Below are 14,050 nucleotides of genomic sequence, written 5' to 3' on the forward strand. Positions count from 1 at the left end.
AAGCCATATCGAATGGCCCTTAAAGCATCCTGGATATAGCCGGATGCCTCGGAGGGAGGGAAATATAGATGTCCGAAATTCATGTCCGTGAGGGCGAGTCTCTGGAGAACGCTCTGAAGCGCTTTAAGCGTAGCTGCGCCAAGTCCGGCGTGCTGGCCGAGGTGCGTAAGCGCGAGTTCTATGACAGCCCCAGCGTCAAGCGCCGCAAGAAGAGCGAGGCCGCTCGTAAGAACCGCAAGAAGTTCTATTGATGAGCTAAAAGACCGTTGCAGATATTCTGCAACGGTCTTTTTCTAATTTGTCAGGACTTGGTCCAGACAGCCCTCCACCTCGGGACCTGGCAGCAGCACCGCCCCCAGGTGCATGTCCCGGGCCAGCTGCACCTTGGCGCGGATGGAATGGGAGGTGTCGTAGAGGACAAAGTGGGCCTGTCCTCCGGCGGCCATATACGTATAGTAGTGTTCACACATACCTCGATCATAGAACACCGCAGGTTCCAATCGCTTCATTTGTCCCTCCAGGTGTTGGGGCGAAATGGGGGTGCCCCGATGCTGGGCGGGGAGGGGGAAGTCCTCCCGCACCCATTCCACTGCCAGGGTGGTGCGGGGCGCGCCGTACTTCTCCACCGCCTCTTGCACCCGGCGGCGCAGGCTGCACGACGTGACCACCGAGGACACCAGTACCCGTCCGCCTGGGGCGAAGGAGGAGAACTGGGCGGGGAGGTCCAAGGTCCATCCCTGGGCCTGACAGTTTCGGTCTAGGATGTGGACCAGGCGGCTGAAGTTGCCCACCGGAGCCCCGTCAAAGTCGCAGACAATGCCGGAATACCCCCGGTGGCGGCATTCCCACAGAATTTGGCGGCAGCAGGGGATGACGTCGCCGCTGCCGTCCCAGTCCCGGGCCTCCAGCAGCATCACTCCGCCCCGCAGCTGGGGCGGCAGACGAATCCCCAGCAGCTTAGGGCCAGGGCCAATGCGATAGGCCATGTGGGCGGGCGTGGCCTGGGGATGGGAGAGGCTGGCGGAGGGATGCACCGCCAGGAGCACTTGGGTCATGATAGGTTCCCCCTTGTGAGTGAAGTGGTTTTGTGATAACATGTCCTAGTGAAATCCTATGCTCTTTGTGAGCAGAATAGAAGGTGAGCTATGCCCTTATTTCGAGCCACCCATGTGGCTGACAACATATATGAATTGACCGGAGAAGCTTTACAGCGTCGTGGCATCCGGCTGCTGCTGGCAGACCTGGACAATACCCTGGTACCTTACGGGGTGCCTTTGCCCGATGAGAAGTTAAAGGCATGGCGGGACGATCTGGCCGCCCACGGAGTGGCCCTGTTTGTCCTGTCCAACAACCGCCACGAGCCACGCCCCCGCACCTTTGCCCAGGGGCTGGAGGTACCCTACATCGGCCACGCCGGAAAGCCAAAGACACCGTCTTTCTTCAAAGCCATGGAGCAGATGGGGGTGACACCCCAAGAGACCGCTATTGTGGGGGATCAGGTGTTCACCGACGTGCTGGGGGGCAATCGGGCGGGGGTGACCACCATTTTGGTCAAGCCCATTCGTCTGGCGGGCAACCCGGGCCGCTATGTGCGTTACGCCATTGAGGTGCCCTTCCGGCTGTTGTCCGCAGGAGGTGAGAAGGTATGAGCGCCAAATTCGGACCTGCGGGAAATGCGGAGAGCTTCCCCTATAAGTCCTCCGTGGATGCGCCCCGGTGGCTTCAGGAGCTGGGGTTGGACTGCTACGAATACCAGTGCGGCAAGGGGGTGCGGGTGAAGGAGGAGACCGCCGTGGCCCTGGGTCGACAGGCCCAGGAGCGGGGTATCGCCCTGTCCCTCCACGCCCCCTACTTCATCAACCTGGCAAACCCGGACCCGGAGTCCCAGGAGAAAACCATCGGCTACATCACCGCCGCCTGCGGCGTGGCCAGCCAGATGGGTGCCACCCGGGTGGTCATCCACTCCGGGGCGCTGATGAAGCGCACCCGGGAGGAGGCCATGGCCATTGCTCTGCCCTTTTTAAAGAGAATCGTGGCGGTGTGTGAGGATCAGGGCTTTGGCCACATCGCCCTGTGTCCGGAAACCATGGGAAAGATCAATCAGCTGGGTGATCTGGATGAGGTGCTGCGCCTGTGCCAGGTGCACGAGAGCCTCATCCCCTGTGTGGACTTCGGCCACCTGTACGCCCGCTCTCTGGGCGCAGATCAGGGGGCCGAGGCGGTGGAGCGGATGCTGGGCCGCATGGAAGCGGAGTTAGGAGCAGACCGAGCCAGCCGGTTCCACAGCCACTTCTCCCACATCGAGTTCACCCCCAACGGAGGGGAGAAGTGCCACCGCACCTTTGAGGACGACGGGGGTTACGGCCCCGACTGGGAGCCGCTGGCCAAAGCCGTGGCAGCGCGGGGGTGGAGCCCCACCTTCATCTGTGAGAGTGCAGGCACCCAGGCGGAGGACGCCGTGACCATGAAACGCATTTACCAAAGTTATTTGTAAGAGAGGAGTCTTTGAGATGAATCACATCAAGAATATTGCCAAGGAACTGCCCCACCTGGGGCTGGACGCCATGCTGGTGACCTCCGAGTCCGGCGAGTTTTACGCCATGGGCTTCCATGGGGAGGGCGTGGCTTTCATCACCGCCCAGGAGTGCTGGTACTACACCGATTCCCGGTACATTGAGGCGGCCAACCAGGAGATCACCGGCGCCCATGTGGACGTGCTGCGCTCCGGCCAGACCTACCGGGAGCTGGTGCTGGCCCTGGTGGTTGCCAACAACGTCAAAAAATTGGGCTTTGAGGACGAGGGTATGAATGTGGCCCAGTACAAGCTGTGGCAGGAGACCCTGTCCGGCGTGGAGCTGGTGGCTGCTTCCGACATGCTCACCCGTCTGCGCATGGTCAAGGACGAGGAGGAGCTGGCGGTCATGCGGGAGGCTCAGCGCATTACCGACGAGGCCTTTACTGAGATTTTGAACTACGTCAAGCCCGGTGTTACCGAGAGTGAGATTGCCGCCCGCCTGACCTACATCATGGCCAGCAAGGGCGCGCAGCGCAACTCCTTTGACCCCATCGTGGCCTGCGGCGCCAATGGCTCCAAGCCCCATGCCGTGCCCGGCCTGTCGGTGATTGAGAAGGGCCAGTTTGTCACCATGGACTTCGGCTGTGTGGTGGGCGGCTACTGCTCCGACATGACCCGTACCGTGGCCGTGGGCGAGCCCACCGACGAGATGCGCCTGGTGTATGACACCGTATTGAAGGCCCAGCTGGCGGGCATTGCCGCCGCCCACGGCGGTGTCACCGGCAGCGAGGTGCACAACGCCGCTGCCAAGGTGATTGCCGACGCCGGTTATGGGGAATACTTTGGTCATGGCTTTGGCCACTCCCTGGGCATTGAAATCCACGAAAATCCCCGCTTCTCTCCCTTCTGGCCCCAGACCATTCCCTCCGGCGCCACCCTGTCCGCCGAGCCCGGCATCTACCTGCCCGGTAAGTTCGGCGTGCGCATTGAGGACGTGCTGTGGCTGACTGACGAGGGCTGCGTGGACATCACCGCTTCCCCCAAGGAGCTGATTATCCTGTAAACTGGGCAACTGGCACAAGGGAGATTCCCCATTTTCCGGCCAGAATTGTGGCCCACCCCCTTGCAAAAAAAGGGGAGATGGGGTATAATACAGTGACTTATACTTTGGATTCCCAAACTTTATGATATTGGAGGACGAGACCAATGGCAATGATTACCGCAGGCGATTTCCGCAATGGCGTGACCTTTGAGATGGATGGCAAGGTGATGCAGGTTGTGGAGTTCCAGCACGTTAAGCCCGGCAAGGGCGCCGCTTTCGTGCGTACCAAGATGAAGAACGTCATCACCGGCGCTGTCACCGAGACTTCTTTCAACCCCACCGCCAAGTTCGAGCAGGCTTTCGTGGACCGTAAGGAGATGGAGTACAGCTACAACGACGGCGATCTGTACTACTTCATGGACATGGAGACCTATGACATGATGCCCATCAACAAGGACGTGCTGGGCGACAACTTCAAGTTCGTCAAGGAGAACATGTCCTGCAAGATCATGTCCTACAAGGGCAGCGTGTTCGGCGTGGAGCCCCCCAACTTCGTGGACCTGGAGGTCACCGAGACCGATCCCGGCTTCAAGGGCGACACTGCCACCAACGTGACTAAGCCCGCCACTCTGGAGACCGGCGCTGAGATCAAGGTGCCCCTGTTCATCAACCCCGGCGACCGCATCCGCATCGATACCCGCACCGGCGAGTATATGGAGCGCTGCAAGGGCTAATTCGCTGTAAAGCAACTCAAACAGCCGAGACTTCCTTGCGGGTATCGATTACCCCGCAAAGCGGGGCGCACGAAGTGCGTACAAGCATTTTGGGCCTCGACCAAAATCTTGCCGCAGGGCGAATTGACTTCGCCCGAGGATTTGAAATCACGGGGTCCCCGGCAAACCGAGGTTTGCTGGGGCTACTCGTACCGGCGAGTATATGGAGCGCTGCAAGGGCTAATTCACGGTAAGTGAATTGAATCGGTTCCATTCCAATCCACTCATTTTGCACACTGGAAGGGAGATATCATCATGACCATTTCTGAGAAGGTTGCATATATCCAGGGTATGTTTGATGGCATGGGCCTGGACAAGTCTGAGAGCGGCGAGGCCAAGGTTCTGGCCGAAATGCTGGATGTCCTCAAGGAGATCGGCGATCAGCTGGACACTGTGGACGCCACTTTGGACGAGTTTGGTGAGGAGATCGACGCCATTTCCGACGATCTGGCCGATGTGGAGGCTATTGTCAACGAGGATGACGAGGACGATTGCTGCTGTGACGACGATGACTGCTGCTGCGACGACGAGGAAGAGGACTTCTTCGAAGTGGACTGCCCCAACTGCGGGGAGGGTCTGGTCATCGACGACGAGGTGCTGGAGGCCGGTGTCATCGACTGCCCCAAGTGCGGCCAGAAGTTCGCTCTGGACTTCGGCGGCGAGGACGACGAGTGCGGCTGCGGCTGTGACTGCGGTTGCGACCACGACCACGAGTAAGTGGTTGGCGGAAACGTCCATTTGAACAAGAACAAAGGCCCATGAGGGCTGCGTACAGCCACCGCCTGTGTCCCGAGGGGCACAGGCGGTGTGCTTTTTGTAAAGCAAAGGGGGATGCGCCATGAATGCCACCAAACCGGCCCTATCGGCATCGCTGAAACGGTGGATGCTGAAAAAGCCACTGGACAAGATCACCATTCAGGACCTGACCAGCGATTGCGGCATGAGCCGCATGGCCTTTTACTACCACTTTAAGGACATCTACGATCTGGTGGAGTGGACCTGTGTGGAGGACGCTACCCAGGCGTTGCAGGGGAAAAAGACCTATGACACCTGGCAGGAGGGGCTGACCCAGATCTTTGAGGCGGTGTTGGAGAACCGTCCTTTTGTGCTCAACGCCTACCGCTGCATCAGCCGGGAGCGCATGGAGAGCTATCTGTTCCAGCTCACCTATGGCCTGATCCGGGGTGTGGTGGAGGAAAAAAGCCAGGGCGTGGACATTTCCGAAGAGGATAAGAACTTCATTGCCGACTTTTATAAGTACAGCTTTGTGGGCCTCATGCTGGACTGGATCAAAAAGGGCATGGGAGAGGACTACCATGGGCTGGTGGAGCGCATCAGCACCACCGTGCAGGGCAATGTGGGCCATTCCATCGCCAATTTTGCGGCCCTACACAAATAACCCAAACCGCTTGACAGATGAGGGGGAATGATAAAATTTTTATCATTCCCCCTCATCTGTTCATGTTTTTTTCTGCGGAGCGGGGGTAGGATAAGACCATCAACAAGATCTGCCGCGGGAGCGGTACCGATAGAAAGGTGGTTATCCTCTATGGATCGAAAGCAAATTGCAGCCCTCACTGCTGCTGCAGCTGGTCTGGCTGGAACGGGCGCGGCGGTATTTTTCACCAAGAAGAAGCAGGAGGCCAAGCAGGCCCAAGCCCAGACCCAGCCGGAATACCGGAACACCGAGCTGGGGAAGCAACAGAAAAACAGCAAGGGCATCTACTACACCAAGGGCAACTATGAGGCCTTTGCCCGCCCGGAAAAGCCCCAGGGTGTGGACGACAAGCACGCCTATCTGGTGGGCAGCGGACTGGCCTCTCTGGCTGCCGCCTGCTTCCTGGTGCGGGACGGTCAGATGAAGGGGGACCATATCCACATTCTGGAGGCCATGGACGTGGCGGGTGGCGCCTGCGACGGCATTTTGGAACCCAGCCGCGGCTATATTATGCGAGGCGGCCGGGAGATGGAGGACCACTTTGAGTGCCTGTGGGATCTGTTCCGCTCCATTCCCTCTCTGGAAATACCCGGGGCCTCGGTGCTGGACGAGTTCTACTGGCTCAACAAGCACGACCCCAACTACTCCCTGTGTCGTGCCACCGTCAACCGGGGCCAGGACGCCCACACGGATGGGCAGTTCCGGCTCAGCCAGGAGGGGTGCATGGAGATCGTCAAGCTGTTTTTGACCCCCGACGAGGACTTGTACGACAAGACCATCGAGGATGTGTTTGACGACGAGGTGTTTGAGTCCACCTTCTGGCTGTACTGGCGCACCATGTTCGCCTTTGAAAATTGGCACAGCGCTTTGGAGATGAAGCTGTACTTCCAGCGGTTCATCCACCACATCGCCGGTCTGCCTGATTTCAGCGCCTTGAAGTTCACTCGCTACAATCAGTACGAATCCCTCATTCTTCCCATGCAGAAATACCTGGAGGATGCGGGGGTGGACTTCCAGTTTGGCACCGAAGTGACCAACGTCCTCTTTGATATCCACAACGGCCGCAAGGTGGCCACCGCCATCGAGTGCAAGGTCAAGGGAGTGGAGAAGGGCATTGTGCTCACCGAGCAGGATCTGGTGTTTGTTACCAACGGCTCCTGCACCGAGGGGACCATCTACGGCGATCAGGACCATGCCCCCAATGGGGACGCCCTGGTGCGCACCAGCGGCTGCTGGAACCTGTGGAAGAATATCGCCCGGCAGGACCCCGCCTTTGGCCGTCCCGAGAAATTCTGCTCTGACGTGTCCAAGACCAACTGGGAGTCTGCCACCATCACCACTCTGGATGACAAGATCATTCCCTATATCACCAATATCTGCAAGCGGGACCCCCGTACGGGAAAGGTGGTCACCGGCGGCATCGTCAGCTGCCAGGACTCCAAGTGGCTGCTGAGCTGGACCATCAACCGCCAGGGTCAGTTCCGGGAGCAGGAGCCGGAAAAGGTGTGCGTGTGGGTGTACGGCCTGTTCACCGACGTGCCCGGCGACTATGTGAAAAAGCCCATGAAGGAGTGCACCGGCCAGGAGATCACTCAGGAGTGGCTGTACCACCTGGGGGTACCGGTGGAGCAGATTGAAGATCTGGCCCGGAATAGCGCTGTGTGTGTGCCCACCATGATGCCCTATATCACCGCCTTCTTCATGCCTCGGGCCGAAGGGGATCGCCCCGACGTCATCCCCGACGGCTGCGTCAATTTCGCCTTCCTGGGCCAGTTTGCCCAGACCCCCCGGGATACCGTATTCACCACCGAGTATTCCGTGCGCACCGCCATGGAGGCCGTGTATGGCCTGCTGGGGGTGGACCGTGGTGTGCCCGAAGTGTGGGGCAGCGTGTACGACGTGCGGGAGCTGCTGGAGAGCTCTGTGCGTCTGATGGACGGCAAGTCTCCTCTGGAAGTGGAACTGCCCGGCCCAGTGAACCTGCTGAAAAAGCCGCTGCTCAAGGCGGTAAAGGGGACGGTCATCGAAAAGGTCTTGCGAGACCACGGCGTTCTCAAAGAAGGAATGTAAGAAAAAAGCCGCAGAAACAACAAGTTTCTGCGGCTTTTCTTATGGGATATTATTCGCTTCTCAGGGCCTCCACCGGGTCCTTCTTGGCGGCTAGACGCGCGGGAATGAGGCCGGCCAGGATGGTGAGGATGGCGCTGATGGCCACCAGAATAGCGCCACCCACCGGGGGCAGGGCGGCGGTGAGGTCCACAAGGCCGGTAGCGGCGTGGATGGCGGCGTTGATGGGGATGTTCAACAGCACCGTCACTACGATGCCCAGCACACCCGCCCCCAGACCCACAATGAGGGTCTCGGCGTTGAACACTCGGGACACGTCCTTTTTGGAGGCGCCCACGGCGCGGAGAATGCCGATCTCCTTGGTGCGCTCCAGCACCGAGATATAGGTGATGATGCCGATCATGATGGAGGACACCACCAGAGAGATGGACACGAAGCCGATGAGCAGGTAGCTCACACCGCTGATGATGTCGGTGATGGAGCTCATGAGCAGGGCCACGTAGTCGGTGTAGTTGATCTGGTCCTCTTCCGCCACCTGCTGGTTGTAGGCGGTGATGAGGTCGGCGATCTCATCCTTCTCCTTGAAAGTGTCGGCGTAAATGCTGATGGAGGAGGGGGAGTCCAGGTCCACATACCCCATCAAGTCCAGATTCTCCTGGTAGGTGGAATCGGAGTGGGTGGGGGGCATGTAGTGGTCGTACAGGTAGACGAACTGCTCCAGGGTCAGACCTTGGTCGCTGGGGCCCTGGTTTACCGCCTGGGTGAGCATCGCAGAGAGCTGCGCGGCAGGCAAGGCGGACAGCTGCGCCTTGACCCCGGCGGTGTACTGCTCCCGGATCTGCTGGGCCATGGCCTCCTCCACCTGGGCAAACAGCTCCTCGTCGCTCATGCCTGCGATATACTCGTCCAGGGTGGCGGCATCTACCCCCATCTGGGCGGCGTACTCCTGGGAGATCATTTTCTCAATGTCCTCCCGGGTGATGTTGGCCATCTGGGCGGACACGGTGTCGTCCACGTACTGCTGGCTGGGCTGGCTCACGCCGTCCACGTAAGCCTCGGCCTGGGCCTGCGGATCCAAGGTGAGCAGGTATTCCCCAATGGCCTGGGCCTTTTCCTCGTCGGTGGGTTCCACATCCCCCTCCTGGCGGAAGGGCAGGTTGGAAATGACGTCGGTGTCCGGGTTGGCCAGCTGATCCTTCACCAGATCGGACTGGGACGTGGCCTCAATGGCGTACTCGGTGAGGGCGTGGGTGTAGCCCAGAGAGCCGGACATCATGCCGCTGCTGTCCGAGCGGGCCACGCCCACCACGTTGAGCTCAATGCCGGTCTGACTGCTGTTGTAGAGCATATCCAGGCCGGTCTGGGTGGCGGACAGGTCGGTGTAGGTGTCGGTGTTGGCGTCGTACTGGTAGCGCTCGTAGGGGAGCAGCAGCTTGAACTGGGTCTTGCACAGATCCTCGTAGCTCCAGCTCTGGTCCTCCACCTCCACACTCTCGCCGTCCTGGATGGCGGCCAAGGTCTCGTTCATCTCGTCCACGGACACCAGGCCTAGGGCATAGAGCATCAGGTCGGAGATCTGGTTGTTGCCGTCCACAAAGAGGATGACCTCGTTTTCCTTCTGAGGCCACTGGCCGTAGAGCAGCTCATACTGGTCTTTCACCTGGGGGGCGATAAGTTCGCCATCCTCCCCGGGCAGCAGCTCCTGCCACACGTCAAAGCTCTCATACATGGAGCCCATGGAGTCAAAGTAAGCAGTGTAGTCGCCGCCGTACAACGAGCCCATGGCGGTCTCCATGGCGGACATCACGTCGCTTTTTACCACTTTGCCGTCTGGGTCCTTGTTGTAGATGTCAAACTGGAAGTCATAGCCGTAGTACACCTGAGCCAGGTCGGTGATGCCGCCGCCCCCTTCTTCCAGGTACTCTTTGAAGGCCTTCAGGTTGTTGGTCACCGTCTCGGCGTTCATCATGGAGTCCATCATGTCGTACATGACGTTGGAGACATACACCCGGTCGTCCTCCCGGGGCTCGCCGGCCTCTTCTGAGGCGTCCATACCCATGAAAGAGGTGAGCATAGAGGTCATGTCCACACTCTCCGCCTCAATGGTGATGGGGTAGCTGGTGAGGGTGTCCTGCTGCACCTTGGTGATATAGGTGTTGATACCCGAGGACAGAGAGAGAATGAGGGCGATGCCGATGATGCCGATGGACCCGGCAAAGGCGGTGAGGAAGGTACGCCCCTTCTTGGTCATCAGGTTGTTGAGGGACAGAGACAGGGCGGTGGGGAAGGACATGGAGGTCTTTTTCCCTGCCTTGGCCTGCTTGCCAGTGAGGGTGGGGGTGTCCGACTGGCTCTCATAGGGGTCGGAGTCGGCGATCACCTCGCCATCCTTGAGTTGGATGATGCGGGTGGAGTAGGCCTGCGCCAACTCCGGGTTGTGGGTGACCATGATGACCAGACGGTCTTTGGCCACTTCCCGCAGCAGATCCATCACCTGCACCGAAGTTTCGCTGTCCAAAGCGCCGGTGGGCTCGTCAGCCAGGAGGATGTCCGGGTTGTTGATGAGGGCCCGGGCGATGGCTACCCGCTGCATCTGGCCGCCGGAGAGCTGGTTGGGCCGCTTGTGCATGTGGTCGGTGAGGCCCACCTGAGCCAGCGCCTCCTGAGCCCGTCGGCGGCGCTCGGCCTTGGACACCCCGGACAGAGTGAGGGCCAGTTCCACGTTAGCCAGAATGCTCTGGTGGGGAATCAGGTTGTAGCTTTGAAAGACAAAGCCCACAGAGTGGTTGCGGTAGGTGTCCCAATCGCTGTCGGTGTACTCCTTGGTGGAGCGGCCGTTGATGATGAGGTCGCCGCTGGTGTACCGATCCAGCCCGCCGATGATGTTCAGCGTGGTGGTTTTGCCGCAGCCGGAGGGGCCGAGAATGGAGACAAACTCATTGTCCCGAAATTCCAGACTGATTCCTCGCAGGGCATCCACGGTGAGATCGCCCACGGTGTAGGTTTTTCGGATGTTGGTCAGCTTGAGCATAAAAACCTCCTTTTGGTTATCGCTTCTTGGAGCTGGACAGGGCAAAACCGAACACGGTGCCGCATACGCCGCCGATGATGTGGGTCAGTTGCGAGATGTTGTCCTGGACAAAGATGCCGTTCCAGATCTCATCTCCCAGGTAGAACACCGCCACCAAAATGAGGGTGGTGGGAATGGTGCCGTTGCGCACCCCGCCGAAGGAGGAGAGGAGGATCATCATAAACACGATGCCCGAGGCGCCCAGCAGAGCGGTGCCGGGGAAGAAGATGAACTGAACCAGGCCGGAGATGACGGCGGTGACCAGAATGGCGCACAGCACATTCCAGCTGCCGAAGCGGTCCTCCAGATTGGGGCCCAGCACCAGAATAAGCACCATATTGCTGATGTAGTGAGCGTATCCGCTGTGGCCCAGGGTGTGGCCAAAGAAGCGGAACCAGGCCAGGGGATCGGCCAGGGAGCAGTGGTAGACGGAAAACAGGTGGGCATTGGTCCACCCGTCGGTGACCCCGTTGAGAATGAGTGCCAGCAGAGACAGCAGGGCAAAGGTGAGGGTAACCGGGGCGTTGTAGGAAATCTTTAAGGTGGGTCGTTTCATAAAAGTACCTCGAACTCTTTCTTTGGCAGGAGCTTGGCCATGTCTTGGGGCAGGGGCTGGGTAAAGGCCAGAGGCTCCCCGGTGATGGGGTGGGTAAAGGATAGGTGATAGGAGTGGAGGGCGGGGCGGGGGATTTTGTCCGGCTGCTCCATCCCATAGAGAAAATCCCCGGTGAGGGGACAGCCCAGGTGGGCCATGTGGACCCGAATCTGGTGGGTGCGTCCGGTGTCCAGCTCCATCTGCACCAGACTGCCCCCCTCCCAGGCTTGCAGCACCTGGTAGTGGGTGCGGGCGCTCTGCCCCTGGGGGCTGACCTGCCGGGAGGTCCAGGAGCCTTCCGCCATCCCGATGGGGGCGTCCACCGTGCCGGAAGGGGCAGGGGGAACGCCATCGCACACCGCCAGATACACCCGGCGGAACCGGGGGGTGTGCAGCTGCTGTTTCAGCTGTTCCTGGGCGTGGGGGTGCTTGGCCACCACCAGAAGGCCTGAGGTCCCCTTGTCCAGCCGGTGGACGGGGTGAAAGTCGCAGTCCTGGCCGGTCTGTTGGTAGTGATACATGAGAAAGTTGCCCAGGGTATCGGAAAAATGACCGTGGCTGGGGTGTACCAGGGTGCCGGGAGCCTTATTGACCACCACCAGATCCTCGTCTTCCCAGACCAAGTCCAGAGGACCGGGGGCGGGGACAGTCCCGGAGGTGGGGGCGGGGTCAGTGAGCCGCACCGACAAAACCTGGCCTGCCTGGACCCGGTAGCGCACGGTCACTCGCTGCCCATCCACGGTGATGCCGTCCTCCAACCATTTTACCCGCCGAAGAACCGTTCCAGACAGGTGCAGATGCCGCCGGAGAATGGTGTTCACTTCTAGGTTGTGCAGCGCCTGGTCAATGGGAATGCGCAGATATCGGGCCGCCATGGCACACCTCCCCAGCTTATCAGATTCATTATAGTAGTATAATCTTCCTGCTGCCATCCGTCAAGAATTGCTGGGTAAAATGGAACAAAGTGGATAATATCCGTCATGCCTTTGACGAAATTGTGCAACAAAAGCTTCATATTTTGTCTGGATACACGATAATGCCGTTTTTTCTGCAAGTTTGAACATTGGGTATTGCAAAAATAGGGGTGGAGGTGTACAATACAGTAACAAGCTAAATTACACACTTTCAAAGAAGAAAGGATGTTGGCAAATATGTCTCTGAAGAACGCGTATTTGAAGTCCGTGATGGAGGGCCTGAAGGCTCGCAACGGCCACGAGAAGGAGTTCCTCCAGGCTGTGGAGGAGGTTCTGGAGTCCCTGGAGCCCGTGGTGGAAGCCGATCCCCGCTATGAGCAGCAGAACATTGTGGGCCGTATCGTGGAGCCCGAGCGTGCCATCCTGTTCCGGGTGCCCTGGGTGGATGACAACGGCGTGGTCCAGGTCAACCGGGGCTATCGTGTGCAGTTCAACTCCGCCATTGGCCCCTACAAGGGCGGCCTGCGTCTGCACCCCACCGTCAACCTGTCTGTCATCAAGTTCCTGGGCTTTGAGCAGATCTTCAAGAATGCACTGACCACTCTGCCCATGGGCGGCGGCAAGGGCGGCTCTGACTTCGATCCCAAGGGCAAGAGCGACGGCGAGATCATGCGTTTCTGCCAGTCCTTTATGAATGAGCTGTACCGCCACATCGGCCCCGACACCGACGTGCCTGCCGGCGACATCGGCGTGGGTGCCCGTGAGATCGGCTACCTGTTCGGCCAGTACAAGAAGCTGCGCAATGAGTGGACCGGCGTGCTCACTGGCAAGGGCCTGTCCTACGGCGGCTCTCTGGCCCGTACCGAGGCCACCGGCTTCGGCCTGTGCTACTTCGCCGATGCCCAGCTCCACGACAACGGCCAGTCCTTTGAGGGCAAGCGGGTGGTGATCTCCGGCTCCGGCAACGTGGCCATCTACGCCAACCAGAAGTGCACCCAGCTGGGCGGCAAGGTCATCGCCATGTCCGACTCCAACGGCTACATCGTGGACGAGAACGGCATTGACTACAAGGTGATTCAGGAGATCAAGGAGGTCAAGCGCGCCCGCATCAAGACCTACCTGGATTACGTTCCCACCGCCAAGTATGTGGAGGGCTGCTCTGGCATCTGGACTGTGGCCTGCGACATCGCTCTGCCCTGCGCCACCCAGAACGAGCTGGACGAGGAGGGCGCCAAGGCCCTGATCGCCAATGGCTGCATCGGTGTGTTTGAGGGCGCCAACATGCCCTGCACTCCCGAGGCCATCACCGCCATCAAGGGCGCTGGCCTGATGTTCTCCCCCGCCAAGGCCTCCAACGCTGGCGGCGTGGCCACCTCCGGTCTGGAGATGAGCCAGAACTCTGGCCGTATCAGCTGGACCTTCGAGGAAGTGGATGCCAAGCTGAAGAACATCATGGAGGGCATCTACAAGGCCTGCGCCGACGCTGCCGAGAAGTACGGCATGAAGGGCGACATCCAGGCTGGTGCCAACATTGCCGGATTCCTGAAAGTGGCCGACGCCATGCTGTGGCAGGGTATCTGCTAAAGCTTGACTTGAAAGGCTGAGTGCCTTTCAAGTCAGGGAATTGCATGGTGGC

General features: G+C 59.6%; 13 protein-coding genes. 9 read left to right on the forward strand and 4 right to left on the reverse strand.

Annotation, left to right across the window (positions count from 1 at the left end; translation table 11 throughout):
• Positions 1–68 precede the first annotated feature (68 nt).
• The gene (gene rpsU / locus B5G37_RS01515) at positions 69–251 is read left to right on the forward strand and encodes a 30S ribosomal protein S21 (protein WP_087253080.1); all 183 of its coding nucleotides are present in this window, start codon (positions 69–71) and stop codon (positions 249–251) included.
• A 42-nt stretch (positions 252–293) separates the two neighbouring features.
• Here rpsU and B5G37_RS01520 read toward each other — a convergent pair whose 3' ends face one another.
• The gene (locus B5G37_RS01520; protein ID WP_087253082.1) at positions 294–1,055 is read right to left on the reverse strand and encodes a hypothetical protein; all 762 of its coding nucleotides are present in this window, start codon (positions 1,053–1,055) and stop codon (positions 294–296) included.
• Positions 1,056–1,145: 90 nt separating this feature from the next.
• On the opposite strand from B5G37_RS01520, the gene B5G37_RS01525 reads away from it, so the two are divergent.
• From B5G37_RS01525 to B5G37_RS01555, 7 genes are all read left to right on the forward strand, one after another.
• Positions 1,146–1,649: a YqeG family HAD IIIA-type phosphatase gene (locus B5G37_RS01525; protein WP_087253084.1), complete on the forward strand. Its 504-nt coding sequence runs from the start codon at positions 1,146–1,148 to the stop codon at positions 1,647–1,649.
• Positions 1,646–2,494, forward strand: a complete 849-nt coding sequence (locus B5G37_RS01530; protein ID WP_087253086.1) for a TIM barrel protein — start codon at positions 1,646–1,648, stop codon at positions 2,492–2,494. The genes B5G37_RS01525 and B5G37_RS01530 overlap by 4 nt, the downstream gene beginning before the upstream one ends.
• 16 nt (positions 2,495–2,510) lie before the next feature.
• A complete protein-coding gene (locus B5G37_RS01535) occupies positions 2,511–3,578 on the forward strand; it encodes a Xaa-Pro peptidase family protein (protein ID WP_087253088.1) in 1,068 nt (355 codons plus the stop codon).
• Between the two features lie 149 nt (positions 3,579–3,727).
• The gene (efp, locus tag B5G37_RS01540; RefSeq protein WP_087253368.1) at positions 3,728–4,291 is read left to right on the forward strand and encodes an elongation factor P; all 564 of its coding nucleotides are present in this window, start codon (positions 3,728–3,730) and stop codon (positions 4,289–4,291) included.
• A gap of 294 nt (positions 4,292–4,585) precedes the next feature.
• Positions 4,586–5,047 carry a CD1247 N-terminal domain-containing protein gene (locus B5G37_RS01545; RefSeq protein WP_087253090.1) on the forward strand — a complete coding sequence of 154 codons (462 nt, stop codon included), beginning with the start codon at positions 4,586–4,588 and terminating at the stop codon, positions 5,045–5,047.
• A gap of 121 nt (positions 5,048–5,168) precedes the next feature.
• Positions 5,169–5,729 (forward strand): TetR-like C-terminal domain-containing protein, encoded by a 561-nt coding sequence (locus B5G37_RS01550; RefSeq protein ID WP_087253091.1) that lies wholly within the window; start codon positions 5,169–5,171, stop codon positions 5,727–5,729.
• 150 nt (positions 5,730–5,879) lie between these two features.
• A complete protein-coding gene (locus B5G37_RS01555; RefSeq protein WP_087253093.1) occupies positions 5,880–7,838 on the forward strand; it encodes an oleate hydratase in 1,959 nt (652 codons plus the stop codon).
• A gap of 49 nt (positions 7,839–7,887) precedes the next feature.
• Here B5G37_RS01555 and B5G37_RS01560 read toward each other — a convergent pair whose 3' ends face one another.
• From B5G37_RS01560 to B5G37_RS01570, 3 genes are read right to left on the reverse strand one after another with little or no spacing between them, the layout of a single operon-like run.
• The gene (locus B5G37_RS01560) at positions 7,888–10,866 is read right to left on the reverse strand and encodes an ATP-binding cassette domain-containing protein (protein WP_087253095.1); all 2,979 of its coding nucleotides are present in this window, start codon (positions 10,864–10,866) and stop codon (positions 7,888–7,890) included.
• 16 nt (positions 10,867–10,882) lie between these two features.
• The gene (locus B5G37_RS01565) at positions 10,883–11,461 is read right to left on the reverse strand and encodes a rhomboid family intramembrane serine protease (RefSeq protein WP_087253097.1); all 579 of its coding nucleotides are present in this window, start codon (positions 11,459–11,461) and stop codon (positions 10,883–10,885) included.
• On the reverse strand, positions 11,458–12,375 hold the full coding sequence (locus B5G37_RS01570) for an RluA family pseudouridine synthase (protein WP_087253099.1): 918 nt from the start codon (positions 12,373–12,375) through the stop codon (positions 11,458–11,460). The genes B5G37_RS01565 and B5G37_RS01570 overlap by 4 nt, the downstream gene beginning before the upstream one ends.
• A 276-nt stretch (positions 12,376–12,651) precedes the next feature.
• On the opposite strand from B5G37_RS01570, the gene gdhA reads away from it, so the two are divergent.
• The gene (gdhA, locus tag B5G37_RS01575) at positions 12,652–13,998 is read left to right on the forward strand and encodes an NADP-specific glutamate dehydrogenase (protein WP_087253101.1); all 1,347 of its coding nucleotides are present in this window, start codon (positions 12,652–12,654) and stop codon (positions 13,996–13,998) included.
• Positions 13,999–14,050 lie beyond the last annotated feature (52 nt).

This window comes from Pseudoflavonifractor sp. An85 (genome assembly GCF_002161235.1).
In the GTDB taxonomy this organism is placed as follows: Bacteria; Bacillota; Clostridia; order Oscillospirales; family Oscillospiraceae; genus Enterenecus.